This is a genomic window from Flavitalea plasmicola, from assembly GCF_030546645.1.
GTDB lineage: Bacteria > Bacteroidota > Bacteroidia > Chitinophagales > Chitinophagaceae > Puia.
This window is the reverse complement of the sequence record NZ_JAUOTO010000002.1, coordinates 726,556-751,782: the sequence shown is the minus strand read 5'-3', so window position 1 is coordinate 751,782 and position 25,227 is coordinate 726,556. Positions and strand designations below refer to the sequence as shown.

Sequence of the window (25,227 nt, the reverse complement as noted above, 5' to 3'; positions counted from 1 at the left end):
ATCTTGTGTCCTATTTAACCATCAAACAAATTCAAAATGAAAAAATTACTGGTATTGATAACCTTGAGCGGCCTTATCTATGCCTGTTCTGACAGTGGGTCTGAAAAAAAGGATAGCTCCACCGGGGAAAAGGAAAGCAAGAACGCTGCAGCCGCATCCTCCTATGATTCGACGAAAGGCGCGGGCAAATTCACTCATGTCGACCTTGCATCCAGCCTGGATCATAAAATGGCTGACGGTGGCAAGGCCGTTTATGACGTGAAATGCTCCTCCTGTCACAAGCTGACGGGAGAAAAGCTGGTAGGCCCCGGATGGAAGGGAGTGACAGAAAGAAGAAAACCGGAATGGATCATGAACTTTGTGACCAACACGGAAGAAATGTTGAACAAGGATCCCAAGGCGCAGGCAATGCTGGAAATATGTATGGTTAAAATGCCCAATCAGAACCTCACCGACACCGATGCACGCAATGTGCTGGAATTCATGCGCCAGAATGATGGAGTAAAATAGTAATTCAATTTAATTCTTTTTTATATGAGAATGCTAAATCAATACGGCCTGTTAGCCGTCTGCATAATGATGACTTTCGGATTACCTGCCTGCAAACCAAGGAACGCCGGTGCCGCCGTCACCGGGGACGCGGCGGAAAGGACTTACGTGGCGCCCGGCAAATACGATGAGTTCTACAATTTTGTCTCGGGTGGATTTAATGGACAGGTGTCCGTCTATGGGCTTCCTTCGGGAAGGCTGCTGAAGCTGATCCCCGTATTTTCCGTATTCCCGGAGAATGGCTATGGCTATAGCGAGGAAACGAAACCAATGTTGAATACCTCCCACGGTTTTGTTCCCTGGGATGACCAGCACCACCTGGAGCTTTCACAGACGAAAGGGCAGCCGGACGGCCGCTGGCTTTTTGCCAACGCGAATAATACGCCCCGGGTGGCCCGCATCGACCTGAAAAGTTTCAGGACGTCGGAGATCCTGGAATTACCCAACAGCGGCGGGAACCACTCCAGCCCCTTCACCACCGAAAACACCGAGTATATAGTGGCCGGCACCCGGTTCAGCGTTCCCATGGGTGACAACCAGGACGTCCCTCTCAACTCTTATAAGAAGAATTTCCATGGCACCGTGAGCTTCATCAGCGTTGATTCGTCTTCCGGTCAGATGAAGATCGCCTTCCAGCTCATGCTGCCGGGCATCGACTTCGATCTCAGCCACGCGGGCAAAGGCCCCTCCCATGACTGGTTCTTCTTTTCCTGCTATAATACCGAACAGGCCCACACGCTGCTGGAGGTCAATGCCTCTCAGCGGGATAAAGATTTTATCATGGCCGTCAACTGGAAGAAGGCGGAGGAATACATGCGCCAGGGTAAAGGAGTTAAAAAACAGGTGTCTTATGTACATAATCTTTACGATGAGAAAAAACATAGCGCTACTTCGACGGTAGAGAAAGAAGTATGGGTGCTGGATCCTAAAGAGCTGAAGGATATGGTTTACTTTATTCCCTGTCCGAAATCTCCCCACGGCTGTGATGTGGATCCCTCGGGAGAATTTATCGTGGGCAGCGGCAAGCTGGCGGCGCTGATACCTGTATTTTCCTATACCAAAATGCTGAAAGCTATTGCCGACAAGCAGTTTGAAGGAGACTATGAAGGAATTCCCGTTATTAAATACGCGGCTGCATTGCAGGGCGAAGTGCAAAAGCCCGGGCTGGGTCCGCTGCATACGGAATTCGATGGCAAGGGCAATGCATACACGTCCATGTTCGTATCCTCCGAAGTGGTGAAATGGAGCCTGAAAGACCTGAAGGTGCTGGACCGCGCCCCCACCTATTATTCGGTCGGGCACCTGTGCATACCTGGCGGCGATTCTAAAAATCCTTATGGAAAATACCTCATCGCCTATAACAAGATCACCAAGGATCGCTATCTTCCTACGGGTCCCGAACTGGCGCAAAGCGCTCAGCTGTACGATATCTCCGGCGATAAAATGCAGCTGATCCTGGATTTCCCTACGATAGGGGAGCCGCACTATGCGCAGGCGATGCCGGCGGACCTGATCTCGAAAGGATCCACTAAATTCTTCAGGATCGAGGGAAATGCCCACCCCTATGCGTCCAAGGGCGAGAAAGAAGCCAAGGTAATACGGGAAGGTAACAAGGTGCACGTATATATCACGGCTATCAGATCCCATTTTGTGCCGGACAATATTGAAGGTGTCAGGGTGGGGGATGAAGTCTATTTCCACGTGACCAATCTCGAGCAGGACTGGGATATCCCTCACGGATTTGCCGTAAAGGGAGCGGCGAATGCCGAGATCCTCATCATGCCCGGAGAGACCTGCACGCTGAAATGGGTACCGGGGGAAGCAGGTGTCTATCCCATGTATTGCACGGACTTTTGCAGCGCGCTGCACCAGGAAATGCAGGGCTATGTGCGGGTTTCACCTGTCGGCAGCAGCGTTGCGCTGACCTTTAGCACCAATAAGGCGGAACCGGATTCAACTCTTGCAAAATGAAGCGCAAGATTTCCCCGGTCACCAGAGTAATAACTTTGCTGGCATCCGCAGCGATGGTGGCGGTATTATTCCTTCCTATCTGGAGGATAGAGCTGTCAGCGCCTCAGTACCCGGAAGGCCTGGTGTTGAAAATATATGCCAATGCCATCGGGGGGGATGTGGACGTGGTCAATGGCCTGAATCATTACATAGGCATGCGTACCTTGCATACCAGGGATTTCGTGGAGTTCATCGCCCTTCCCTATATCATCGGCGGGTTTTTGGCCGTCGGCCTGCTGGTCGCCCTGATCAACCGCAGGGGCCTGTTCTACGGGTGGGTGCTGCTGTTCCTGCTGATCGCTTTCACATCGATGATCGATTTCTACCGGTGGGAATACAACTACGGGCACAACCTGGACGAAGGCGCACCTATCCGGGTGCCAGGTATGGCCTATCAGCCACCGCTGATCGGCTATAAACAGCTGCTCAATTTCGGCGCCTATTCTATTCCCGACAGTGGAGGCTGGATCTTTGCAGCGGTGGGTTTATTGCTGGTGACCGCAGGTATCCTGGAATGGAAAAAACAAGACAGGCGAAATCCAGTCTCCTCACGGACGGTGGCGGCGATCCTGGCGCCGGGGATCCTTTTCATGACAAGCTGCACCGGTGGTGGACCGCAACCCATCCGCTATGGACAGGACGTCTGCGACTTCTGCAAAATGGGCATCGCCGACAGGCGGTTCGGCGCAGAGATCCTGACCAACAAGAGAAAGATCTATAAGTTTGACGACTTCCATTGCCTCCTTCAATTCCTTGATTCGAAATTGCTGCCGGCAAATGAGATCGCAGACGTGTATTTCCTTGATTTCTCAGGCAATCAGCAGTGGATAAAGGCGGATGAAGGCCATCTCCTGAAGAGCGAATCCCTGCACAGCCCCATGAATGGTAATATAGCGGCCTTCAAAGATGCTGACACTATGAATAAGTATGCAATTGAACTGCACGGAACTCCGGTGACATGGAAAGAATTATACAAATAGCAGCGCTACTGATACTGCCGCTCCTGTCGGCCGCCAGGACCTGGTATGTGGGGCCGGGGGAACCCTGCGCCTCCATCCGGCAGGCGGTGGGCCGGGCCGCACCGGGAGATACCGTCCTGGTCAGGAAAGGGATCTACCTGGAAAAGGGCCTGGTGATTGACAGGCGGCTTTGCCTGAAAGGCATAGGGCAGCCCATCCTGGATGGAGAAAAGAAATATGAGATCATATCCATAAAAGCCGATGGTGTGACAGTGGAAGGATTCCTGCTCCAACATTCCGGCGTCTCTGACTGGAATGATATCGCCGGTGTCAGGATCTATGGCGCAAAGCATGTCATCATCCGGAATAATGTCCTGGACGATACTTTCTTCGGCATCTATAGCCAGCATGCCGACAGCTGTATCATTGCAGGCAATACACTTCGGAGCCGCGCAGGCGTCGAGGTACAGTCCGGTAATGGCATCCATTGCTGGAAGTGTGACGGGATGCAGATAGTCGACAACGTCATCAGCCATCACCGGGACGGCATTTATTTTGAATTCGTGACCAACTCCCTTATCCGTGGCAACCAAAGTATGGACAACATACGGTATGGCTTGCACTTCATGTTCTCTCATCATGATATTTACAAGGGCAACCTTTTCCGGCACAATGAAGCGGGCGTATCGGTGATGTTTTCTCATGGTGTAAGCATGCTGGACAATACCTTTTCAGAAAATGGAGGGGGAGGGTGGTACGGCATCCTGATGAAAGAGATCACAGACAGCAGGGTGGATCATAATGTTTTCAACCATAACACCAGCGGCATCTACATGGAAGGAACCACCCGGGTCGTCGTGACCGGGAATGCATTCACCGGTAATGGATGGGCGCTGAAGATCCAGGCCAGCTGCGCCGACAACACCATCACCAGGAATAATTTCAGGGGCAATACTTTCGATGTGGCTACCAACGGAACGCTGGTGCTGAATAACTTCGACAATAATTACTGGGATAAGTATGAAGGGTATGATCTAAACCGGGACGGCATCGGAGATGTACCCTATCACCCTGTAAGCATGTATGCCATGATCGCCGAAAAGAATCCTGCCGTTATGATGCTCTTCCACAGCTTTATGGTGAGCTTGATGGACAGGACCGAAAAGGTGATACCCAGTATTACACCGGCAACTTTAAAGGATGACAAACCTTCCATGAAACCGCTGAGACTATGATCTTCGCGACCAACGTTAATAAAAGATTCGGTAAGCTGAAGGCCCTGGACAATGTCAGCTTCACCTGCAATAAGGGGCAAACCATCTCATTGATCGGCCCCAATGGCAGCGGGAAGACCACTATTATTAAATGCCTGTTGGGTATGGTAGTTCCGGACAGCGGCTTTATCACCTTCAACGACAGGAATATCATTCATGACTGGAAATACAGGCGGCATATCGGTTATATGCCGCAGACGGGCAGGTTCCCGGATAATATGACCATTGCACAGGTGTTTGACATGATGAAGGACATTCGCAGGGAAGACACTGCCACGTTCGACGAAGACCTGGCTACCGCTTTTCAGCTGAACAGGATAATGGATAAGCGCATGCGGACCTTGTCCGGCGGTACCCGGCAGAAAGTCAGCGCAGCCCTGGCCTTCCTGTTCAACCCCGATGTCCTCATACTGGACGAACCGACAGCAGGCCTGGATCCCGTCTCTTCTGAAATGCTGAAAGACAAGATCCGAAAGGAAAAACAGAAAGGTAAGCTGATCCTGATCACCTCCCATATCCTGAGCGAATTGGACGATATGGTCAGCGAAGTGATCTACCTGCAGGAGGGTAAGCTACTGTTCCATAAGAGCCTCGATCAACTGAAGAAGGACACAGGGGAAGAAAAGCTGGTGAGGGCCATTGCCCGCATCATGCAAGCAAATAAATAAAGAATGAATAAGATCATTAAATATGTCATCCTGGATATTTTACGGAACAGGATCGTATTGGCGTATACCGTATTTCTGCTGGCCATCTCTCTGAGCGTATTCAACCTGGAAGACACCGCCGGCAAAGGCATGCTGAGTTTGTTGAACATCGTCCTGATCGTATTGCCTCTGGTTAGCATTATCTTTTCAACGATCTACGTATACAACTCGACGGAGTTCATCGAGCTGCTGCTCTCTCAGCCATTGCAACGGAAAAGGCTCGTGCTGAGCATTTTCATAGGCCTGACAGTATCATTATTACTGGCATTCCTGGTGGGGGCGGGGTTGCCCATCCTTTTCTACAGCGGCTCGCAGGCAGGACTGGTCCTGATGGCCACCGGCATGGGATTGACCATCATCTTCGTTGCCCTTGCCCTGCTGGGATCGATGATCACCCGGGACAAGGCGAAAGGCATCGGGCTTGCCATCCTGCTTTGGTTTTATTTTTCTCTTATCTATGATGGCATCGTTCTGTTCATCCTGTTTCAATTCAGCGACTACCCGCTGGAAAAGATAAGCATCGTTCTCGGCTCGCTTAACCCCATCGACCTGGGCAGGATCGTTGTGCTTCTTAAAATGGATATTTCCGCCATGATGGGCTATACAGGGGCCGTATTCAGGGAGTTCTTCGGTGGTACAGGGGGCAGCCTGTACGCATGCCTGATCATGCTGATGTGGATATTCGTGCCTTTGTGGCTGGCTGTCCGGAAATTCAACAGAAAGGATTGGTGACAATTAAACCACGGGTCGTATGAAGAGAGATATTGAAAATAAAGAAGATATCCGTGAATTGATCGATGCTTTTTATGAGAAGGTCCGCAACGATGTCGTCATTGGCCCGATCTTCAATGACGTGGTAAAAGTAGACTGGAAGCATCATCTGCCCGTCATGTATGATTTTTGGGAAAACGTATTGTTTCAAACAGGTGGATATACGGGCAACCCGATGGTGACCCATATGCAGCTGCATCAGCGGCATCCCCTCTCCGGGGTGCATTTCGATCAGTGGATCCGGCTCTTTACCCGGACGGTAGACGAGCTTTTCGAGGGCAGGAACGCAGAGATTGCCAGACAACGGGCTATGTCCATTGCTCGGCTCATGCAGGTCCGGCTGCCTGCCCATTGACCAGCCCGGTGGCACGGGAATTGTGCCGGTTTTTGTATGCGACCAGATGAAATCCATATCACTTTCCGGGATATTTGCTTAACAGCCACCTTAAAGATACCCCACCAACCCCGGGGCCTGGTGATCGTCGCGGTCGGAAAGGATTGTCCGACCTTAAAAGTCCAGAACGAATACCTTTTCAGGATGTTGAACAGGCATCGCTTTGCCACCCTGTTCACTTATTTACTGGATTCCGCGGATGAACAGGAATTTGATAATCCTTTCGATATTAATAGAATGAGTGAAAGCCTGTTAAAAGTTACAAAATGGGCGTTTCAGCAGCCGGCTTTACGGGCTTTACCCGCGGGTTATTTTGCGGTGAACGTAGCTGCCGCGGCAGCATTGAAGGCTTCCATCAAAGCAGGCAGCAGAATTAAAGCGATCGTAAGCCGCTGTGGCCGGCCGGACCTGATAAAATATGAATTGCCCTTGGTCAGGCCCGCTTTATTATTGATCACTGCCTCGGAAAATGTATACATAAATGAATGGAACAAACAGGCTTATGAATGGCTGAATTGTGAAAAAGAGATAGTTGTGCTGGAAGGCGCCGTGGGTTCGCTTGAGGCGGCCGGCAAAGCCTATAAGATAGCGCACCTTACAACGGAGTGGTTTGAAAAGCATTTGATAATGAATACACTGCGACAAGGGGGGCTGGTAAGCGCAGGAACTTCCATAAACGATGATCTGTGAACGGCGTCCGGGTAGGAATTATTCTCCACACTGTGGAAAAAACTGTATTACCCCTGCCTGGACAATGAATAATAAAAGTAAATGAAAGGCCATGAAAAGGATCCTGCTCCTGCTGGATGGATTACATGAACCCTCCCGCATTTTAACTTCCATCCTCAGCATAGTGAAGACGGATCATTCATTTGTGCATATTATTCTTTTACACCGGTCGTATATTTTAGCCAATTTATCCTATCCGCTGACCACCGACCTTCCGCTGGTAGAGACACAACAGGAAGAGGATAGGCAGTTGCTGGAAGACAACCTGCAGCTGATCCAACACACATTTTCCATGTCCAAAGTAAATTACGACGTAGAACAAGGGGATGTCCCCCTGGAAGAAATATTGCAAAACAGCGCTTTTGCAGACCTGATCCTGGCAGATGCCCGGATCATGTTCTCGGACCTGCTTTACTTTCCCCTGCGTATTACCTTTAAAGATCTCCTGGCCGATGCGCATTGTCCCGTGTTGTTGCTCCGGGAAGATATCAGCCAGGTGGAAAGAATAGTGCTGGCTTACGATGGCAGTGATTCCAGCATCTATGCGATGAAGCATTTCAGCTATCTTTTCCCCATATGGCGTTCGCTGCCGGCTTACCTGGTGACCATTCAAGCCAGCGGGGATAATGAACTCGAGCACCAGCAGTATATCAGGAGCTGGCTGCCACGCCATTTCGACCATGTTGAAGTGGAGATAATGCAGGGCCGGGCATCGGAAGAATTGCCTGGTTTTATAAACCGGTACACCGACAATATGATCGTCGTAATGGGTTCCTATGGAAGGACCGCCGTCTCCCGGTTCTTCCGGCAAAGCCTGGCAAATGCCATCCTGGAGAAGACAGCAGCATCGTTATTCACCACCCATGAATAGAACAGACAGCGAATGCTTTATAACAAGGTCATCAGGTCATCCGGTATAAGCTCTTCCAATATCCCTGCAAGCTCCGAAGGCGTATCGGATTTTGCAAGGCAGGCCGCCGCGCCTAATTTTATACCCTTATCCCGGCAGTCCGCCGTCATGTTAGTGGAATGAAGAATGACCGGACAGACCTGTAGTCGCGCCCGTTGTTTTATAGCAGCCAGGCATTCAAAGCCGCTCATGCCTGGCAGATTTATATCGAGGAAAATAATATCCGGTGTCAGATAAGTAAGTTGTTGGAGCGCTTGCTCGCCATCCTTTGCCCAGGTGCATTTGTAAGGGATATTGACCTTGTTTAACGCCTCTACGAAAAGTGTTAGTTCGTCCTGATCGTCGTCGATCAGCAGTATATGTTTTTTCATATGCCTCTGTTTTATAAATTAATAAAACAATTACACAGAACAAAAATAGAGATGAGCATAATAGTCTTTTTTTTTATTTTTTGCCTTTTTTTTCTTATATTATATGATCCAGATAATATCCGGGTATACAGGGACATCCGCAATATGATATAATCTTTCAACGGAATTATATAACGGGTAGGGAAGATGATCCACTAACTTAGCCGTGAAAACGATATACTATGAACCATAGTGAGATGCAGGATCATCATTCCCCGGCAAGCCATGATCATCACGCCATGATGATCCGGGATTTTCGCAAGCGATTCTACACCGTTTTGGCGCTCACCCCGCCTATTCTGTTCCTTTCCCCGATGATCCTTCACTGGATGCACATCCCTTTTACTTTCCCGGGGTCCGACTACCTCCTCCTGCTGTTGTCCACCTTCGTCTTCCTGTACGGAGGCCGCCCCTTTCTTTCCGGCTGGTGGGATGAAATGAAAGACCGTAACCCCGGCATGATGACCCTTATCGGCTTTGCCATCACCGTAGCCTATGTATACAGTGCCGCCACTGTCGCCGGCCTGAAGGGCATGGACTTCTTCTGGGAACTTGACACCCTCATACTCATCATGTTGCTGGGCCATTGGATAGAAATGAAGTCTGTTGCCGGCGCTTCCAGGGAGCTTGAATTGCTTGTCCGGCTCATGCCCTCGGATGCGCATTTCATACAGGACAATGGGCAGGTGAAGGAGGTCAGGGCCAGCACGCTGGCGGCGGGTGACAGGATCCTCGTCAAGCCTGGCGAAAAGATCGCCGCAGACGGCGTAATCGCCGAAGGGGAAAGCTTCCTGAATGAATCCATGCTCACCGGGGAATCCCGGCCGGTACATAAGACCAAAGGGGACAAGGTCATTGCGGCAGCCATCAATGGCAACGGTGTCCTGAAAGTATCCGTAACACACAGTCCGGCCGATTCTTATCTCTCCCGGGTCGTCCAGCTGGTGAAAGATGCCCAGAAGGCCAGGTCCAGGACCCAGTTGCTGGCGGACACCGCAGCCCGGTGGCTAACCATCATTGCGCTCCTGGCAGGGATGGTCACTTTCACCTGGTGGTTCATCGATGGTAAAGGGCTGGCTTTCGCCATCGAAAGAATGGTGACCGTCATCGTCATTTGCTGTCCCCATGCGCTGGGCCTTGCCGTCCCACTGGTTGTTGCAAAATCCACCGCGCTCTCTGCTCAGAACGGGTTGCTCATCAGGAACCGGACGGCCTTTGAAAATGCACGCCGGATCACTACCCTGGTATTCGATAAGACAGGTACGCTGACCATCGGAAAATTCGAGGTCGTCCGTTACCAGTCCACCCTCGCAGCATTCACTCCCGAAGATATAATGCGATTAGCCGCCGCTCTTGAAAAGGGATCCGAACATCCCATCGCCACCGGCATACTCAAAAAAGTAAAAGACCTGGATATCGCGCCGGGCAATGCGGCGGATGTGCAAGCCTTATCCGGCGAAGGGATCACAGGCGTCGTGGATGGGAAAAAAGTAGCCGTTGTCAGCCCGCAATCCGTCACCGGGCTGTCTGCGGGCAAAGATCATCTGCAAAAGATCAATGCAGGTGAAACACTGGTATATGTTGTAGTGAACGACCAGGTTGCCGGCTTTATAGCCCTGGCCGATCAGGTACGCCCCGAATCCCGGGACGCCATCAGGACCCTCCATCAAAACCAGATTAAAACCACCTTGCTCACCGGCGACAACAAGGTCGTCGCCGAAGGTGTGGCCAAAGACCTGGGAATGGACAACTTCTTCGCCGAAGTATTGCCTCACCAAAAGCTGGAAAAAATTAAAGAGTTGCAAGGCCAGGGCGAGTTCGTGGCCATGACCGGGGACGGTGTGAACGACGCGCCCGCCCTGGCGCAGGCCGACGTCGGCATTGCCGTTGGCAGCGGTAGTGATATAGCCGCTGAAACTGCGGGCATCGTGCTGGTGAACAGCAATCCAAAAGATATCGTCAGCCTTATTCTCTTCGGCAAAGCCACCTATCGTAAAATGATCCAGAATCTCCTCTGGGCCACTGGCTACAACGTCATAGCCCTGCCATTGGCGGCCGGGGTTTTATATAAACAGGGTATATTGTTAAGCCCTGCCGCAGGCGCCGTTTTGATGAGCCTGAGCACTATCGTGGTAGCCATCAACGCAGGATTATTAAAAGTTAAAAAATGACCTCATATGGGTTGCGGAGCAGGTATATCAAAGCCCTTTTCGGAGGCTTTCTGCGTAAGCATTCGGCAACGGGCTGTCCTCTACTGCCCTGGCAGCCTTCTCCACATCGTAGGCAAAACGGATAAACTCCGCCCGGATAGTCTCTGAATGGGTGACACTGCTATCTTCCTGTATATGCAGTAGTACGTAGCCACCCCTGGGATCCCCATCCTTAGGCTTACCGATAGACCCGATGTTGATCGCGTGCCGGAAATGCTCCCGTCCATCGATCGCTGCGTTTAATACGCGATGATAGGGCTTATGTGTATGGCCAAAGCACATTACATCTGCTTCTGCCTGCTCCATGATCCGCAGTAGGCTCTTTTCATCGCGGTCCTCGAAAAGGTATTCATTGATCTTACGGGGGCTGCCATGCACCAGCAGAAGGTTCAGCTTATCCTGGTTCAACTGAAATTCCACTCTGATATGCGCCGGCAGGGTACGCAGGTACTTTCTTTCTTCCTCTTTCACCCGCTGATTGGTGAACGAAATGGATACAGCTCCATTGGCCTTCTCGACATCTGTCTTATAGGCGCAACCGCAATCGTCGCTGGAACGGCCGATGCCGAAATCATAGTTTCCGGCAATAGTGGGGATCCCCCGTCTACGGACCTCGTTGATCACCTCGTTGGGCCAGATATTGTAGCCCACCAGGTCGCCCAGGCAATAGATCGCATCGGGCTTTTGTTTTTCGACGTCGGCAAAAAAAGCTTCAAGGGCAGGGAGGTTGGCGTGTATGTCGCTGAATAAAGCAATCTTCATAAACGAAATATTAGCTGTAAGGATTTTTTACATGACTAAGCGCTCACTGTTTTCCCAAACCATTTGGATCGCAGCCAAAAGGCCAGGTTTACCAGGGCGATCAGGGCTGGAACTTCGACCAATGGACCAATGACCCCTGCAAAAGCCTGTCCCGAATTGATGCCAAATACACCGATCGCAACGGCTATCGCCAACTCGAAGTTATTGCCTGCTGCAGTAAAGGACAGGGCCGCGCTTTCTGCATAATCAGCTCCCAGGGACTTGCCAAAGAAGAACGTGACGGTGAACATCAGCGCAAAATAAATGACCAATGGGATCGCGATCCTTACGACGTCGAAGGGGATGGCGACGATGAGCTGTCCTTTTAAGCTGAACATGACGACAATGGTGAAGAGCAGGGCAACGAGGGTAATAGGACTGATGCGGGGAATGAATTGTTGCTCATACCATTCCTTTCCTTTGATCCTGATCAGGATGCTCCGGCTGATGAACCCGGCGAAGAAGGGAAGGCCCAGATAGATCATGACACTTTGCGCTATCTGCCCGATGCTGATATGGATAGCCAGCCCCTTCAAACCGAAATAGGGTGGCAACACCGTTATGAACAGCCAGGCGAATACACTGTAAAACAAGACCTGGAAAATACTGTTCAGGGCCACCAACCCGGCCGCATATTCGCGGTTGCCTTCCGCCAGCTCATTCCACACGATGACCATGGCTATGCAGCGGGCCAGACCGATCATGATCAGACCCACCATATACTCCGGCTTGTCCCTCAAAAAAGTGATCGCCAAGGTGAACATCAGCACAGGACCGATGATCCAATTCATGACCAGGGAGAGCGTTACTACCTTTGTATTCGTAAAGACCCGGCCCAGCTCTTCATATTTTACTTTGGCCAATGGCGGGTACATCATTAAGATAAGGCCGATGGCAATGGGCACATTCGTCGTTCCGGACTGGAATGATTGAATAAAGTTGGCTGCGTCCGGCCGGAAATATCCCACGCCCACGCCTGATGCCATGGCAAGAAAGATCCATAAGGTCAGGTAACGATCTAAAAAACTAAGTTTCTTTCTTTGGGCAGGATTGCAATTAGTTGCGCTCATATTGAATTATTTATACTAGCTGCAGCAGCCGGGGGCGCAGCAAGCCCCGTCCGCCGGTTTTTCTCCGTATACCGTGATGCTGTATATGCCCGCACCGGAGACCTTGAACTGCGCTATCTCTTCGGCGCCCAGGTAATTGGACAAAATATCATCGGGAATGATGATGGGCTTCTCTTTTTGCAGCGTTATGTTGACGAATCCATTCGATGCAATGATCTCCAGGTAAACCTTTTTTTGCAAGGCGCCCGCCACACAGCCGGCATACATTTCGGCCGCGTTGCGGATAGTTCCGGGGAGATCACCCGCCAACACCACATCCGAGATGCTAAAATGCCCGCCCGGCTTCAGGATCCGGCTGATTTCCCTGAAGGCCTGGTCCTTGTCGGGCACCAGGTTCAATACACAATTGCTGACGACCACATCGGCGATGTTGGATGTCACCGGCACTTTTTCAATATCACCCTGCCGGAACTCCACATTATGGAAACCCAGCCTTTCCGCATTTTGACGAGCCTTGTCGATCATGGCGGGTGTAAAGTCGATCCCGATCACTTTGCCAGCTTCCCCTGTCTCCACCCTTGCGATAAAACAGTCATTGCCGGCGCCCGACCCCAGGTCGATGACCACATCGCCCTTTTTGATCTGCGCGAATTGAGTGGGCAGACCACAACCAAGACCAAGGTCCGCATCCGGATTGTAACCTTCCAGGGCGCCATAATCGTCGCTCATGATATTGTAGACCTCGGTTGAGCAGCAGCCTGAGCCGCAGCAGGAAGCCTGGTTCGTCTCTTTATCCTGTAAGGCGATCTCGCTATACTTTTGGCGGACGAGATCCTTCAATTCTTCATTCGTTGCCATGGTAAATGTTTTAATTTAATATTGCTATATTGCGATGAATTCATGCAAAAAAATTACCCGCAGCAGCTGTCACCGCCTTTATAAGCGGCAAAAAGCGCCCCGATCTCTTTCTGATAATAATTCCAGGCCTTCGGTTCGATGCAATAGCAAACGCTGGTGCCTTCAATAGTACCCTGGATCAATCCGGCGTTCTTCAATTCCTTCAAATGCTGGGATATGGTCGGCTGCGCCAGACCCAGTTCATCCACCAGATCGCCGCAGATGCAGGCATTGGTCTTGATCAGATGCTGAATGATAGCGAGCCTGGCCGGATGCGCCAGCGCCTTCATCATGCCGGCCAGCCTGTTCTGCTTATCACTGAATATTTCCGATTTGGTCAGTCCCATGTTTCATTGTTTCATTGCAATATTACGATAAATGTGCTGAATAAACCAATAACCCTGAAAAATTTTCTCTTTAGTCCTTCCCTTTAGGCAGCCCATACATGAAAATACGTATAGACCCCCATTTACCCGGTAGGGAATAAAATATAAACCTTAACTTTTGTAAAGGATTCCCTGCATACGCAATTCGTATGGTCTATATATCCCCTGCAAGATCACCTCTTCTGAGACTACGTTGACGTTCCCTTGTCATAAAAAGATCGCGTTATTAATCATTAAACCTTCTCTTATGCACCGCAAGGATGCCGCCCTGCTATTGCAGGTAAGAGCCTACATTGACAGCAATCTCCATCGTAAGCTTCCCGTTGCCGCGCTCTGCCGGGAATTCAACACCAACAAGACTTCACTGCAAAAGAACTTCCGCGAATACAGCGGCCTGCCGCTGCACGCTTTCCTCTTGCAAAGCCGCATGGAAAAAGCGGAGGCCCTCCTGCGCGAAACAGACCATCCGGTGAAGTTCGTGGCCGTGGAATGCGGCTATAAGAAAGTCCGCAGCTTCAATAAGGCATTTAAGGGCTGGCGGCAGCTTTCCCCGGCCACCTACAGGAAGGGTGCGGTCAAAAGTAACACTTATGCTGCCGAAAGTTACACCGGCGGATTTGGAATACGGTTGTGCTGTGACGTAACTTTTTGATCGAAATCTTAAACCGATGCAACCTACGTGTCGAAAATGGATCGCGGATGTCTGCGCATACAGCCTTGTTTTCTTGTTCGTCTATACGGCTACCGCGAAACTTTTCCAATTCAACCTCTTCCAGTTCCAGTTGGATAGGTTTCCCTGGATTCAGCACGTTGCCACGACCCTGGTTTGGGCAGTGCCCGCCCTGGAGCTGGCGGCGGCGGGCTTGCTGCTGGCAAGACCGGTAAGAAGAATAGGATTTTATGTCTCGCTCGCGCTGATGGTGCTCTTCACTTCGTATATCTCGTTGATGCTGGGATCCGGAAAACACCTGCCTTGCTCCTGCGGTGGCGTCGTTGGATGGATGACGTGGCGGCAGCACCTGGTATTCAACCTGGCTTTCATCGGCATCACCATCGCCGGATTAGTTTACTCACCACCTAAAATAAAGTTTTATGAAACCTAGAATCCTTGGCCTGGTAGTGGTCGTCCTGGCCCTCTCTCTCTCTGCCTACACCACGCATGTCGAAACGAAGAAGGATGCAAAGTTCGGCACCTACTACTGGTTCCAGCTGGATGCCGGCGGCGAACCGCAGACAATGTCTCATCTGATCTACCAGTCGAATGATCCGTACTGGTGCAGCTTCATCGGACTGGGCGCTTATTGCGTAGGCGCTTATACGTCCTATACACATGATGAATATGGGTACCATGCAGCCGGCTACCTGGTGACCATGCATTATTATCTGCTATGAACTATCGGATTCGGATGTTCTGCTGCATCTGCGGATTAAGGTCCAGCACCTTGCGGGGAATGGCATAGACGTAGCGTGGATCATTAGGCGGAAGCGTATAGGCCGTGCCGTTCACAGTACGGGTGAGGGTGATGGCCATGGCTGTGTCCTTGTTCAGCCGGCGCAGGTCCGTCCACCGGAGACCGCGGTAAAGCAGCTCCTTTCTTCTTTCCTGCAGCACCTGTTGAAGCGCATCTGCAGCATCGACGGCCGTATGCGGTACAAATGTACCGCTCATCCATCGTGTCTCCAGGAGATGGTTGAGGTCCGCCATGGCGGAAGGCACATCCCCGGTCCTTGCAAAGCATTCTGCCCGGGTGAGATACACTTCATCGGTGGCAAGGCCGCAAAAAGCATAGGCGCTCTCGTCATACCACCCGAAGAAGTAACGGCCGCTCTCGAAGAAGAGGGCTTTCCGCAGGTCATTGGCCCCATAACTGGCGAAGAGAACGCTGTCCGTCAAGCTTCGCCCGGCGACGGAAGGACCGCTGGAAGTATAGGTCGCGCCGAAGATCACTTCCGGGTTGCTTCGGGTAAAAGGCAGCGGATTATGGGCGTCCAAAGTATTATAATCCTGTAAGACAGGCCGTATTTCCAGGCACGAGCCGGCATACTGCAGCGCCTTGGTCCAGGCGCCTGCGCTGAGGTAGACCCTGGCCAGCAACGCATAGACGGCCAGCCTGGAAGGCCGGGTAGCGTACCGGGTCGTGTCCGGCAATAAGGTGGACGCCGCAACCAGGTCATTGATCACCTGGTCATAGGTTTCCTGTACGGAAGCCCGGGTGAATTTTTCGTTCACATCCGTAGATTTTCTCAGGGGAAGTCCCAGGGCCTGCATTGCTGTGCCGCTGTCATAGACGGGCGAGAACACCTGTGCCAGCTGGTAATAGGCAAAGGCCCGGAAGAACAAGGCGCTCCCCTGGACATTATTCCAGGCCGCCTGTGCGTCGGGTGAGGGATGGATGGCTTTCAGTCCTTCCAATGCCACATTGGCATAAAGGACGGTCCTGTAAGGAAGGTCCCAGTCATTTACCTCTTCATCCGTATAGATGTCGGTGGCCCAGACGACGGCCCGCTGGTCGATTGTCTTGTATTGTCCATACTGCGGCCCCGTCACATAATAGTCGTCGGAACCCGTCTCTCCCAGGCTAGGATAACCCAGCCCGCCATACCCGTTCATCACCACATCGTTGTCCAGCAGCGCCTGGCAGTCGGCAATGGTGGACGGCACGGCGATAGACTGATCCGGATGCGTGTCCAGGAAGGCCCCTTTCTTACAGGCGCCACAGAGGAGGGCCTGCAGGACAACCAAACGCAACAGCTGACGTGGATCCATGATAAGAAATTAAAAATTAACATTTACACCCACCGAACACCGGCGCCCTTCCTTCGGTATATTGATATAATAGGGATCGATCCCCGAATGATTGGCCCTCCACAGCAAGCCCAGGTTGGAGACATAGCCGTAAAGCCGGAGATTGCCAAATGGCAGCCACGCATGCTGCGTTTTGTCAAAGTCATAGCTGAGCTGGATATCCTCCAGCCGGATATGATCGGCCCTTTCCACCAGGGTGCTTGAGTTGCCATAGAAAAGGTCCCTGAAGTTGCTGCCGGGATATCCTGTGGACGGCACGTAGGTAGTGCGCTCGTCCCCCGGATGCTGCCAGCGGCGCGCATAATCGCCATGGCCTACCCAGGTGTTGAAAAGGCCCGTGTAGCTAATGGAAGGCCGCCTGAAATAATAACCCAGCTTATAGCTGATGTTACACGAAGCCGTGAAGGACCGCCAGCGGAACGTATTTCTCATCGCCCCGAAAATGGAGGGCTGGGAGGGACCATGATAGATCATGCTATCGATGTTCGTATTATTATAGATCGACGCCCAATCCTTGCTGGCCTTTCCATTATAATAGCCCAGGGGGTCGCCGGTGGCCGGGTCAAGCCCCATCCATCTGAAGCTGTAGATGGCATATAAAGGCTGGCCTTCACGTGGACTGATGACGTTCGGATCCAGGTATTTCTTACCGGCAGCGACAGGCAGCAGGTATCTTTTTACATTCGACACAGCCCTGCTGAAAATAAAATTCGTCGTCCATTTCAATATTCCGTTCAGATTGTGCGTCTCCAATTGCAGATCGATGCCCGTTCCCTGCATGGAGGCGGTATTGCCATAGTAGAAACCCGGCACGCCGGGGTTTTGGATGAGCCCCAGCGTCGGATCGCCGGCGGCAGGCGCCATCAGATCTGCGGCCTTCTTCCGGTAGTATTCCACACTGCCCGAGATGAGTCGCTTCCTGCCGGCAAAATCCAATCCAACGCTCATGGCGCCCACCTGTTCCCATCGGAGATGGGGGTTGGGGAGTCCCTGTATATACCCGATGGTATACGGCGTGCCGGTGATCCCTCCCTGTGCATAGGTGGCGGTGGTATAGGCGGAAGCCAGCCGCGATATATTGCCGCTGCGGCCATAAGTAGCCCGCAGTCTCAGGTAGGACAATGCCGCCAGATGATAAAATGATTCGTTGTTGATCTGCCAGGCGACGCCTGCCGACCAAAGGGGCACTCCTTTCTGGTTGGTCTTCACGCCGAAAAGGTTGGCTACATCTTCCCTCGCGCTGGCCGACAGCGTATATAGATTATGGAAAGTATAAGAGGCATTTGCGTAATAGCTGATGAAATGATCCACCAGCTTCGTGGACGGTGCATGGCCGGGGATAGGGGCCGGGCTGAACATTTGCCAGCCGGTGTAGCTGGAGTCGTAGTCGATGGAGGAATAATAGGAGCCATTCTCGGGATTGTATCCATATTGCCTGTCCGAACGCCCTGTGGTCACCAGGCTCCTGATCTCATAGCCGGCAATGGCCGTCAGCGTATTGCGACGGGACCAGGTATGATTGTAATTCACCTGCAGCCTTCCCTGATGAGCATTCGTCTCCTGGTTGCTGAGATCCAGGATCCCGCCTTGCCGGATCGGGTAAGTCAGGCCATGCGTGACAGGGTCCACCTGGACATAGCTGTTGATCAGGTCCCTGCTGTAATAAGAATCACCGCCATACAGGTTGCTTCCCGCTGCACCTCCATTCTGATATTGATATTTCAGCTCCAGGTTCAGTGAAGGACTAAATGTATAGTGAGCGCCCAGGTTGATGAGGAGGTCATGGAGCTTATTAGTGTGTTCAGATGCCTGCCGGTCTTTCAGGGGTACATAGCTCCAATCCGGGAAACCCAGCTGGGACGCTGCCTGGAGATAATCGGGTCCATAGTCCAAGGACAATGGAAGGGGATGGCCTTGCGCGTCGGCCAATTGGGCATAGGGATAAAAACCTCTGTTTGCATGCGTGCTCCGGTAGTTATATCCGGGATTACCGTCGTGCCGGCTGGTAGTATGGATAAAGTTTACACCCGCGTCTAAATACAAGGGAGCGCTGACCCTTAGGATATTTTGCAGGCGCAGGGACACCCGGTCAAAGGAGGATCCCGTCAGGTTCAAAGCATTGTGGTCCCAGCCGGCCGAAAGATAATAGCCTGCATTTTCCGTGCTGGCCGAGGCCTGGATGAAATGCTGCTGGCTGACGCCGCCGCGATAGAGATATTTACGGAGGTCCCTGCGGATATCCTGTCCCTTCATGGCTTCGATACCATCCTGCTGCCCTTGTGAGAGCTTTTCCACCACGGGGGTGAACGGGGTAGTATTGTCTGGAGTAAAATATCCCCGTCCATAAAGGTCTTTCTCCCATTCTATAAAGTCGGCGCTGGAAATATTAGATACATTGTACAGGTCGGGCTTCGACTGCAACGTGACCGAGCTGGTATAGCTGAACACGGGTCGGGGCGTCCTGAAAGAACCGGCGCTGTCATCGACCTTTCCCCTGCGGGTGTTGACCACAATGACCCCGTTGCTGGCCCGGACGCCCCAGATAGATGCGGCGGCGCCATCTTTTAATACCGAGATACTTTCGATGTCGCTAGGGTTGATATTATCCAGGTCGCCATCATACGGAAAATTATCCAGCACGATCAGCGGGGCCGCATTCGCATAAAGCGTGCTGCGTCCCCTGACCAGGAACTTTTCGCGGATGGGCGTTCCATCGGAGGATTGCCCATGATTGGACAACATGCCGGGCAGGAGGTTCTCTATCCGGTCCGTCACGCCGGTGGATACGGTCCGGTTTAGCAGTTGCCGGTCGATATAGCCAAAAGAGCCGGTGGCCCGTTCTTTCGGTATCCGTTGATAGCCATTGCTAACGGGAGCAACTACATTGTAATGCTGCAGCTCCGCGGGCTTTTCTTTCATCCGCAGGTGAAGGGAGCTCCTGCCCGCTGTCTCAACGCGCAACGGGTCCATGCTGACATGGCGGCACAACAGCACCGCATCCGGATCAACCCGGAGCCCAAAATCTCCGGTGGAATCCGTCAATGTCATTTCCTTTGTCCCTTCGACAACAATGGTGACGCCGGCGAGGGGATCGCCCTTCATATCCGTGATCCTCCCCCGCAGACCAATCAGTGTATCCGAAGCAACATTCCTGAAGAACCCGGATGCTGTGCGATTCTTCCTTTTGATCACATAAGTTTTCCCTTCCAGCGTATAATCTCCGGGGCCCACCCCAAAATAGATCTTCAGGAAATTTTCCACGGTCATTTGGTGTATATCCACCGTTACTTTCCTCTCCATGAGCCTGGATTCGTTTTGGAAAAAGCAAAAGTACCCTGTCTGCTGCCGGATGATATCGATGATTTTCCGGACTGTTATATTTTTTTCATGGCAATCGAAAGTCGCCTGGGCATCTGCGGAGGAGCTGACATGCATGAGAAAAACCATAATAATGGCAGCATAGATACGCATGGAATAGCAGTGTTTATGGTGTTACGGTCACTTTGTTCCCTTCCCGCACAAAATGCACATCCTCGTTGGTCAGGTAATTCAGGATGGCCGAAAGGCTTGCATCCCGGGAATACTCGCCGTCATAAATAGATTGCGCAGCGGGTACTTTTATTTCCACGTCTATCCCATACCACAAGGACAGCTCATGCATGACGGTCGGAATGTCTGCATGAATAAAGTAGAAAATGTGGTTCTTCCAGGCCAGGACAGATTCCGGATCGACGGACTGCTGTATTTGCCAGTTCTTTTGCCGGTCGATGTTCACCTGCTCATTCGGCATCAACATTTTTTCACGATGCCCATCATGAACGGCGATCTTTCCTTTCAATAGCGTGGCGGTTACGCGTCCTTCATCGTGGTAGGCCCTGACGGTGAAGCCTGTCCCCAGCACCCGGATGGTGACATTATGTACATTGACATGAAAAGGCTGCGCGGCGTTCTTAACCACTTCAAAATATGCTTCGCCGGTGAGCGTCACTTCCCTGCTTCGCCCGTTGAAGCAGGTGGGATAGGATAGGGTGGAGGCGCTGTTCAGCCAGACCCTGGTCCCATCCGGCAATACCAGCGAATACTGCCCGGCACGGGGAGTGGATAATGTGTTGAACTGAGGCCCTTCCATCCCTTCCCGGATGGCTGAAGTCGCAGGAACATAGATGAGGGCGCTGTCTGTTTTTATCAGCCTGGCGCCGTATTGCAGGGCTACATTTCCCCGCGGGAGATATTGCAGCTTAAGCTGCTGTCCGCCTGCAAGGGTCAGCGTCGCTTTATTACCGCCGCCATATAGGTCGGCCGCAGTGCCGGGGACAGCACTCCGGAGCTGGTCCTTTTGAATGTCCGGGGCATTTTCCTGATGTCGAAGGGCGAACCTCACGCCGCCTCCTGCTGCAACCAGGGCAAGACAAAGCGCCAAGGCTTGCCAGCCCTGCTTCTTATAAAAAGGCTTCTTTTCTCCACCGCCTATGATCAACAACGCCCGGGAAAGCGCACTTGCCACATCCATAGCCGGCATTGTCCGGGAGGCGCCCGCCGTCAATCCATCCGGACTATCCTCAGGGAAGAAGGATTCATCCGTTCCCCCTGCATTGTCATGCTTATGATCCCTCACCAGCGAAAGCCGGTGGCTGGTGCATCCTTCTCTCACCTTATCCATGACCAACCGCCGCAATTCATCCTGCGTGAATAGCCCCTCCCGCACCTTCCAGGCGTCGACAAAGCCTGCCAGGATGATGCTTTCTGCTATGGCCGGATCAGCCACCGCTTTGCAGGCGCAATGATACAGCCCCGGATACATAGCCTCGAAGTAATGGGCGAATGCATCCCGGTGACCTTCTGTAAAAAGCACAAACCAGTTGATGTCGTTGTCGCTTCTTTGGCTACGGCGGATAAACGATGGTTGTTTCATTTAAATAGCATTGGACAGGCGGCGGAAGGGCAGGCCGCATTGGGTTAATGAGGAAAAAATGCACTAAACAGTAGCGTTAGAGCAATGAAAGCTCTGCCAAGGTCTCCATGAGGAGAAAATACCTATTCCGGCGGTCGGAAAAGATTTTATTTGGGTAATCTGGTCTCAATTGCAGTTGTTAAGGCTCGGGTTAAAAGTACAATAATTTTGATTATGTAGAAAAAAAGCTACGACTGCCAGGCAGGCTTTTTCATGGAGCCAAAGTAAACACTTAGTCTTGAAGTCATTGCGTTTATCCGCTCACTGCCACGGCACAGTTTTTTATCTCCCTGGTCCATGCGATATCTCGTACTGGCAACGGATTATGACGGTACCCTCGCCGACCAGGGGTGCGTATCAGAAAATATACTGAATGAGCTTCAGGCTTTTAAGGCGGCGGGCCGTCGCCTCATCCTGGTGACAGGCCGGGAAATGAAGGACCTGGTGGAAGTATTCCCCGACTATAAGATCATCGATTACATTGTCGCGGAGAATGGCGCCCTCCTGCACGAGCCAGCCACGGGAAAAGAGCAGTTGTTGGGACCTCCCCCCGACCCATCGTTTGTCCAGGCCCTGCAGGAACGGGGCGTGCACCCCCTATCTGTGGGGAAAGTGATCATCGCCACCTGGGAACCGCACGAAAAGACAGTGCTGGAAGTGATAAAAGCCTCGGGCAGCGAAAGACAGGTCATCTTCAACAAAGGCGCGGTGATGATCCTTCCTCCGGGCGTCAACAAAGCCACCGGCCTGCAAAAGCTGTTGCACTCCTTACACCTCTCGGTTCATAATGTGGTAGCCATAGGCGATGCTGAAAATGACGGGGCGCTGCTGCAGGTGGCCGAGTTCGCCGCAGCGGTTTCCAATGCGCTGCCCGGGTTGAAATCCCTGGCGGACAGGGTGACGGAGGCAGGCCACGGACTGGGAGTGGTTGAGCTGATCCATGACATGCTGGCCACGGATCTCAAAGAATGGGACCGCCGGCTGACCAGGCATTATCTCCACCTGGGCGAGCTGGAGGATGGATCGCCTTTTCTGATCAGTCCCTATTGCAAAGGGGTCCTGCTGGCCGGCGCTTCCGGCAGCGGAAAAACTACTTTCACGCTGTCCATCGTGGAAACCATGATCAAACAAGACTACCAGTTCTGCCTCATCGATCCGGAAGGGGACTATCTGCAGCTGCCGGGCGCCGTGGTCATCGGCAACGACAAGGTGCTTCCGCCAATGGAGGAGATCCGTCATCTGCTGATCGAGCCGGCTCAGAATGTGGTTATCTGTACCCTGGCCATACCCCTGGCAGACAGGCCGGCGTTCTTCGCAAAATTCCTCACCGTCTTCCTGGACCTCCGGAAGGAATTCGGACATCCACACTGGCTCCTGCTGGACGAAGCCCATCACCTGGTGCCGGGCCAGGCGGAGACACTCGCGGACAAGCTGCCGGAAGAGTTTAATAACTTCATTATCATCAGCACCTCTCCTCATCAGTTAAGCACAACCTCTCTTTCCAGGGTAGGCACCGTGATTGCCATCGGGAGAGACGCGGCATATCCTTTCCGGCAATTCTCCGAAAAGCTGCAGCTACCCATGCCGGCGCCTATTCCCGACCTGTCTGAAAATGAGATAGCGATCTGGAACAGGGAAGAGGACGGCAAGCCTGTCTACAAAGCGCGGTTCCATCTACCGGTGCAGCTGCAACAGCGGCATAAGAAGAAATACGCGCAAGGCGACATGGGCTACAACAGCTTCATCTTTACGGGGCCAGAGAATAAAATGCATCTGAAAGCCAACAATCTGATGCTCTTTGCTCATATCGCCGAAGGCATCGACGCGGAAACATGGCTGTTTCACCTCCACCGAAAAGATTTTTCCCGCTGGTTCAGAGATACCGTGCATGATGAAGAACTGTCCAAAGTGGGAGAGGAGGCGGAAGGGATCAGCGACACCGAGGCATCCAAAAAACACATATTGTCCTATATCTCGACAAAATACACGGCATAGAATAATAAAAAGCCGCCGGCTTTCGCCGACGGCCACTGGGTTGTTATAGGGATTATTTCTTTTTGGCCGGGGACTTTTTCCGTGTGGTCGATCTCTTCCGTGCAGCCGATTTTTTCTTCGGCGCTGATTTCTTTTTAGGGGCCGCCTTTTTCTTTGCGGCGCTCTTCTTCTTCGGCACCTTCGCTCCTTCCTTACGTGCTTCGGATAGCCCGATGGCGATGGCCTGCTTCCGGCTCTTCACCGTCTTGCCGCTTCGCCCGCTTTTCAGCTGGCCCCTTTTCTTTTCATGCATAGCCTTTTCCACTTTGTTGCCCGCTTTTTTGGAATACTTTGCCATAGAATTTAATTTTAGTTAGCGATACATTTTTTTGCCTCCTTTGCTTCCATTTTCTTCAACGCCTTGAATTCCTTCCCCTCTATTTTATTGTAATTGATAAAAAAATCCTCCAGCTGGCTGGTGATCTCCTCCGGAAGGTCCGAAAGGGTCCTTACTTTTTCAAAAATGTTGGAGCAGTCCGGAATGGCCAGAAATCGGTCGTTGCGGATCAATTGCTTTTTTCCTTTCTCCTTTGACTGTTCGGCCATGAGGCCGCCAATGATCCGGCATTTCATCATACAGCCGGGAAAGCTGTTGAATTCCGAAATGACAATGACGTCCAGCGGATCGCCATCCTCGCCTTTGGTATCGGGGATGAACCCAAAATCGTACGGAAAAACCATGCCCGAAGGCAGGATCTTCTTCAACTTGAAAAAATGGCTCTCCTCATCATAATCATATTTTTGAGCACTGCCCTTGGGGGTTTCTATTACTACGTTTACACAGCTCATACTTTTCTTTATTATCTTATCGTTAAAAAAACGGGCCAATATTTGTTCGCTCGTACATAAACACAAATTGGCCATGGATTGGATTCAACTGGTCTTTGGTGAAGGAAAAGACCTCAACGCACTGCAGATGACCAGCCGCGCCGTGGTGGTCTTCTTCATTACCCTCGCGCTGATCCGTATTGCAGGGATCAGGACGTTCGGAAAAAGATCCGCGATGGACAACGTCGTCATCATTATGCTGGGATCCATCCTAAGCCGCGCTGTGGCGGGCGCATCGCCGTTCATGGCCACGGTGACAGGCTGTCTTGCGTTTGTCCTGGTACATCGTGGGTTGGCCTGGCTAAGCCTTTACAGCGACCTCATTGGAAAATTCGTAAAAGGAGAAAAAGCCTGTCTATATGCTAACGGTTCATTCAACGAAAAAAATATGCGCAAGGCACGCGTCAGCGATAAGGATATAAAAGAAGGGCTGCGCCTTGCTATCAATGAAGAATCCATCGACCACGTGGAGGCGATCTATATCGAAAGGAACGGGGAGATCAGCGTAATTAAGAAAAAATAAGATGGGGA

At 51.9% G+C, this 25,227-nt stretch carries 25 protein-coding genes; 15 read left to right on the top strand and 10 right to left on the bottom strand.

The genetic code is table 11. The annotated features are described in order from the left end of the window. Nucleotides 1–36: 36 nt before the first annotated feature. The 9 genes from Q4E93_RS08245 to Q4E93_RS08205 all read left to right on the top strand — a co-directional run bounded on the left by Q4E93_RS08245 (nucleotide 37) and on the right by Q4E93_RS08205 (nucleotide 8,264). A complete protein-coding gene (locus Q4E93_RS08245) occupies nucleotides 37–510 on the top strand; it encodes a c-type cytochrome (RefSeq protein ID WP_303584171.1) in 474 nt (157 codons plus the stop codon). Nucleotides 511–534: 24 nt separating this feature from the next. Continuing rightward, nucleotides 535–2,520 carry a Sec-dependent nitrous-oxide reductase gene (gene nosZ / locus Q4E93_RS08240; protein WP_303584170.1) on the top strand — a complete coding sequence of 662 codons (1,986 nt, stop codon included), beginning with the start codon at nucleotides 535–537 and terminating at the stop codon, nucleotides 2,518–2,520. Next, nucleotides 2,517–3,539 (top strand): nitrous oxide reductase accessory protein NosL, encoded by a 1,023-nt coding sequence (locus Q4E93_RS08235; protein ID WP_303584168.1) that lies wholly within the window; start codon nucleotides 2,517–2,519, stop codon nucleotides 3,537–3,539. The genes nosZ and Q4E93_RS08235 overlap by 4 nt, the downstream gene beginning before the upstream one ends. Continuing rightward, entirely contained in the window at nucleotides 3,518–4,753 is a 1,236-nt protein-coding gene (locus Q4E93_RS08230) for a nitrous oxide reductase family maturation protein NosD (protein WP_303584167.1), read from the top strand. The genes Q4E93_RS08235 and Q4E93_RS08230 overlap by 22 nt, the downstream gene beginning before the upstream one ends. Then, on the top strand, nucleotides 4,750–5,460 hold the full coding sequence (locus Q4E93_RS08225) for an ABC transporter ATP-binding protein (protein WP_303584165.1): 711 nt from the start codon (nucleotides 4,750–4,752) through the stop codon (nucleotides 5,458–5,460). The genes Q4E93_RS08230 and Q4E93_RS08225 overlap by 4 nt, the downstream gene beginning before the upstream one ends. 3 nt (nucleotides 5,461–5,463) lie before the next feature. Further along, nucleotides 5,464–6,231 (top strand): ABC transporter permease subunit, encoded by a 768-nt coding sequence (locus tag Q4E93_RS08220; protein ID WP_303584164.1) that lies wholly within the window; start codon nucleotides 5,464–5,466, stop codon nucleotides 6,229–6,231. 19 nt (nucleotides 6,232–6,250) lie between these two features. Then, nucleotides 6,251–6,625, top strand: a complete 375-nt coding sequence (locus Q4E93_RS08215) for a group III truncated hemoglobin (protein WP_303584163.1) — start codon at nucleotides 6,251–6,253, stop codon at nucleotides 6,623–6,625. Nucleotides 6,626–6,661: 36 nt separating this feature from the next. Further along, entirely contained in the window at nucleotides 6,662–7,354 is a 693-nt protein-coding gene (locus Q4E93_RS08210; RefSeq protein WP_303584161.1) for a dienelactone hydrolase family protein, read from the top strand. Between the two features lie 91 nt (nucleotides 7,355–7,445). Then, nucleotides 7,446–8,264 carry a universal stress protein gene (locus tag Q4E93_RS08205; RefSeq protein ID WP_303584160.1) on the top strand — a complete coding sequence of 273 codons (819 nt, stop codon included), beginning with the start codon at nucleotides 7,446–7,448 and terminating at the stop codon, nucleotides 8,262–8,264. 17 nt (nucleotides 8,265–8,281) lie between these two features. Here Q4E93_RS08205 and Q4E93_RS08200 read toward each other — a convergent pair whose 3' ends face one another. Beyond that, nucleotides 8,282–8,674, bottom strand: a complete 393-nt coding sequence (locus tag Q4E93_RS08200; protein ID WP_303584158.1) for a response regulator — start codon at nucleotides 8,672–8,674, stop codon at nucleotides 8,282–8,284. 221 nt (nucleotides 8,675–8,895) lie between these two features. On the opposite strand from Q4E93_RS08200, the gene Q4E93_RS08195 reads away from it, so the two are divergent. Next, nucleotides 8,896–10,884, top strand: coding sequence for a copper-translocating P-type ATPase (locus Q4E93_RS08195; RefSeq protein WP_303584156.1), 1,989 nt, complete (start codon nucleotides 8,896–8,898; stop codon nucleotides 10,882–10,884). A 27-nt stretch (nucleotides 10,885–10,911) separates the two neighbouring features. On the opposite strand, the gene Q4E93_RS08190 is transcribed toward Q4E93_RS08195, so the two are convergent. From Q4E93_RS08190 to Q4E93_RS08175, 4 genes are read right to left on the bottom strand one after another with little or no spacing between them, the layout of a single operon-like run. Then, nucleotides 10,912–11,685 (bottom strand): metallophosphoesterase family protein, encoded by a 774-nt coding sequence (locus Q4E93_RS08190; protein ID WP_303584155.1) that lies wholly within the window; start codon nucleotides 11,683–11,685, stop codon nucleotides 10,912–10,914. A gap of 35 nt (nucleotides 11,686–11,720) precedes the next feature. Further along, nucleotides 11,721–12,794, bottom strand: a complete 1,074-nt coding sequence (gene arsB / locus Q4E93_RS08185; protein WP_303584154.1) for an ACR3 family arsenite efflux transporter — start codon at nucleotides 12,792–12,794, stop codon at nucleotides 11,721–11,723. A 15-nt stretch (nucleotides 12,795–12,809) separates the two neighbouring features. Continuing rightward, entirely contained in the window at nucleotides 12,810–13,652 is an 843-nt protein-coding gene (locus Q4E93_RS08180; protein ID WP_303584153.1) for an arsenite methyltransferase, read from the bottom strand. Between the two features lie 53 nt (nucleotides 13,653–13,705). Further along, complete coding sequence (locus tag Q4E93_RS08175; protein WP_303584151.1) at nucleotides 13,706–14,038, bottom strand: ArsR/SmtB family transcription factor; 333 nt, start codon at nucleotides 14,036–14,038, stop codon at nucleotides 13,706–13,708. Nucleotides 14,039–14,324: 286 nt separating this feature from the next. On the opposite strand from Q4E93_RS08175, the gene Q4E93_RS08170 reads away from it, so the two are divergent. From Q4E93_RS08170 to Q4E93_RS08160, 3 genes are read left to right on the top strand one after another with little or no spacing between them, the layout of a single operon-like run. After that, nucleotides 14,325–14,729: a helix-turn-helix domain-containing protein gene (locus tag Q4E93_RS08170; protein ID WP_303584149.1), complete on the top strand. Its 405-nt coding sequence runs from the start codon at nucleotides 14,325–14,327 to the stop codon at nucleotides 14,727–14,729. 16 nt (nucleotides 14,730–14,745) lie between these two features. Beyond that, on the top strand, nucleotides 14,746–15,180 hold the full coding sequence (locus tag Q4E93_RS08165) for a MauE/DoxX family redox-associated membrane protein (protein WP_303584147.1): 435 nt from the start codon (nucleotides 14,746–14,748) through the stop codon (nucleotides 15,178–15,180). After that, nucleotides 15,170–15,469, top strand: a complete 300-nt coding sequence (locus Q4E93_RS08160; protein WP_303584145.1) for a hypothetical protein — start codon at nucleotides 15,170–15,172, stop codon at nucleotides 15,467–15,469. Before Q4E93_RS08165 ends, Q4E93_RS08160 begins: the two co-directional genes overlap by 11 nt. A 1-nt stretch (nucleotide 15,470) precedes the next feature. On the opposite strand, the gene Q4E93_RS08155 is transcribed toward Q4E93_RS08160, so the two are convergent. The 3 genes from Q4E93_RS08155 to Q4E93_RS08145 are packed head-to-tail and all read right to left on the bottom strand — an operon-like array spanning nucleotide 15,471 to nucleotide 21,795. Continuing rightward, complete coding sequence (locus Q4E93_RS08155; RefSeq protein ID WP_303584143.1) at nucleotides 15,471–16,844, bottom strand: RagB/SusD family nutrient uptake outer membrane protein; 1,374 nt, start codon at nucleotides 16,842–16,844, stop codon at nucleotides 15,471–15,473. Nucleotides 16,845–16,853: 9 nt separating this feature from the next. Then, nucleotides 16,854–20,354 (bottom strand): SusC/RagA family TonB-linked outer membrane protein, encoded by a 3,501-nt coding sequence (locus tag Q4E93_RS08150; RefSeq protein ID WP_303584141.1) that lies wholly within the window; start codon nucleotides 20,352–20,354, stop codon nucleotides 16,854–16,856. Nucleotides 20,355–20,367: 13 nt separating this feature from the next. Then, nucleotides 20,368–21,795 (bottom strand): FecR family protein, encoded by a 1,428-nt coding sequence (locus tag Q4E93_RS08145; RefSeq protein ID WP_303584139.1) that lies wholly within the window; start codon nucleotides 21,793–21,795, stop codon nucleotides 20,368–20,370. A 336-nt stretch (nucleotides 21,796–22,131) separates the two neighbouring features. Between Q4E93_RS08145 and Q4E93_RS08140 the strand changes: the two genes are divergently transcribed. Continuing rightward, the gene (locus Q4E93_RS08140) at nucleotides 22,132–23,829 is read left to right on the top strand and encodes an HAD-IIB family hydrolase (protein ID WP_303584137.1); all 1,698 of its coding nucleotides are present in this window, start codon (nucleotides 22,132–22,134) and stop codon (nucleotides 23,827–23,829) included. 52 nt (nucleotides 23,830–23,881) lie between these two features. On the opposite strand, the gene Q4E93_RS08135 is transcribed toward Q4E93_RS08140, so the two are convergent. Next, nucleotides 23,882–24,166 carry a DUF6496 domain-containing protein gene (locus Q4E93_RS08135; protein WP_303584136.1) on the bottom strand — a complete coding sequence of 95 codons (285 nt, stop codon included), beginning with the start codon at nucleotides 24,164–24,166 and terminating at the stop codon, nucleotides 23,882–23,884. Nucleotides 24,167–24,177: 11 nt separating this feature from the next. Beyond that, on the bottom strand, nucleotides 24,178–24,657 hold the full coding sequence (locus tag Q4E93_RS08130; protein WP_303584134.1) for an inorganic diphosphatase: 480 nt from the start codon (nucleotides 24,655–24,657) through the stop codon (nucleotides 24,178–24,180). 73 nt (nucleotides 24,658–24,730) lie between these two features. Between Q4E93_RS08130 and Q4E93_RS08125 the strand changes: the two genes are divergently transcribed. Next, on the top strand, nucleotides 24,731–25,219 hold the full coding sequence (locus Q4E93_RS08125; protein ID WP_303584133.1) for a DUF421 domain-containing protein: 489 nt from the start codon (nucleotides 24,731–24,733) through the stop codon (nucleotides 25,217–25,219). The last annotated feature ends 8 nt before the right edge of the window (nucleotides 25,220–25,227 follow it).

Coding starts and splice junctions, on each gene's coding strand:
- Q4E93_RS08245 (WP_303584171.1), top strand. CDS start 37: ATGAAAAAATTACTGGTATTGATAACCTTGAGCGGCCTTATCTATGCC.
- nosZ (WP_303584170.1), top strand. CDS start 535: ATGAGAATGCTAAATCAATACGGCCTGTTAGCCGTCTGCATAATGATG.
- Q4E93_RS08235 (WP_303584168.1), top strand. CDS start 2,517: ATGAAGCGCAAGATTTCCCCGGTCACCAGAGTAATAACTTTGCTGGCA.
- Q4E93_RS08230 (WP_303584167.1), top strand. CDS start 3,518: ATGGAAAGAATTATACAAATAGCAGCGCTACTGATACTGCCGCTCCTG.
- Q4E93_RS08225 (WP_303584165.1), top strand. CDS start 4,750: ATGATCTTCGCGACCAACGTTAATAAAAGATTCGGTAAGCTGAAGGCC.
- Q4E93_RS08220 (WP_303584164.1), top strand. CDS start 5,464: ATGAATAAGATCATTAAATATGTCATCCTGGATATTTTACGGAACAGG.
- Q4E93_RS08215 (WP_303584163.1), top strand. CDS start 6,251: ATGAAGAGAGATATTGAAAATAAAGAAGATATCCGTGAATTGATCGAT.
- Q4E93_RS08210 (WP_303584161.1), top strand. CDS start 6,662: ATGCGACCAGATGAAATCCATATCACTTTCCGGGATATTTGCTTAACA.
- Q4E93_RS08205 (WP_303584160.1), top strand. CDS start 7,446: ATGAAAAGGATCCTGCTCCTGCTGGATGGATTACATGAACCCTCCCGC.
- Q4E93_RS08200 (WP_303584158.1), bottom strand. CDS start 8,674: ATGAAAAAACATATACTGCTGATCGACGACGATCAGGACGAACTAACA.
- Q4E93_RS08195 (WP_303584156.1), top strand. CDS start 8,896: ATGAACCATAGTGAGATGCAGGATCATCATTCCCCGGCAAGCCATGAT.
- Q4E93_RS08190 (WP_303584155.1), bottom strand. CDS start 11,685: ATGAAGATTGCTTTATTCAGCGACATACACGCCAACCTCCCTGCCCTT.
- arsB (WP_303584154.1), bottom strand. CDS start 12,794: ATGAGCGCAACTAATTGCAATCCTGCCCAAAGAAAGAAACTTAGTTTT.
- Q4E93_RS08180 (WP_303584153.1), bottom strand. CDS start 13,652: ATGGCAACGAATGAAGAATTGAAGGATCTCGTCCGCCAAAAGTATAGC.
- Q4E93_RS08175 (WP_303584151.1), bottom strand. CDS start 14,038: ATGGGACTGACCAAATCGGAAATATTCAGTGATAAGCAGAACAGGCTG.
- Q4E93_RS08170 (WP_303584149.1), top strand. CDS start 14,325: ATGCACCGCAAGGATGCCGCCCTGCTATTGCAGGTAAGAGCCTACATT.
- Q4E93_RS08165 (WP_303584147.1), top strand. CDS start 14,746: ATGCAACCTACGTGTCGAAAATGGATCGCGGATGTCTGCGCATACAGC.
- Q4E93_RS08160 (WP_303584145.1), top strand. CDS start 15,170: ATGAAACCTAGAATCCTTGGCCTGGTAGTGGTCGTCCTGGCCCTCTCT.
- Q4E93_RS08155 (WP_303584143.1), bottom strand. CDS start 16,844: ATGGATCCACGTCAGCTGTTGCGTTTGGTTGTCCTGCAGGCCCTCCTC.
- Q4E93_RS08150 (WP_303584141.1), bottom strand. CDS start 20,354: ATGCGTATCTATGCTGCCATTATTATGGTTTTTCTCATGCATGTCAGC.
- Q4E93_RS08145 (WP_303584139.1), bottom strand. CDS start 21,795: ATGAAACAACCATCGTTTATCCGCCGTAGCCAAAGAAGCGACAACGAC.
- Q4E93_RS08140 (WP_303584137.1), top strand. CDS start 22,132: ATGCGATATCTCGTACTGGCAACGGATTATGACGGTACCCTCGCCGAC.
- Q4E93_RS08135 (WP_303584136.1), bottom strand. CDS start 24,166: ATGGCAAAGTATTCCAAAAAAGCGGGCAACAAAGTGGAAAAGGCTATG.
- Q4E93_RS08130 (WP_303584134.1), bottom strand. CDS start 24,657: ATGAGCTGTGTAAACGTAGTAATAGAAACCCCCAAGGGCAGTGCTCAA.
- Q4E93_RS08125 (WP_303584133.1), top strand. CDS start 24,731: ATGGATTGGATTCAACTGGTCTTTGGTGAAGGAAAAGACCTCAACGCA.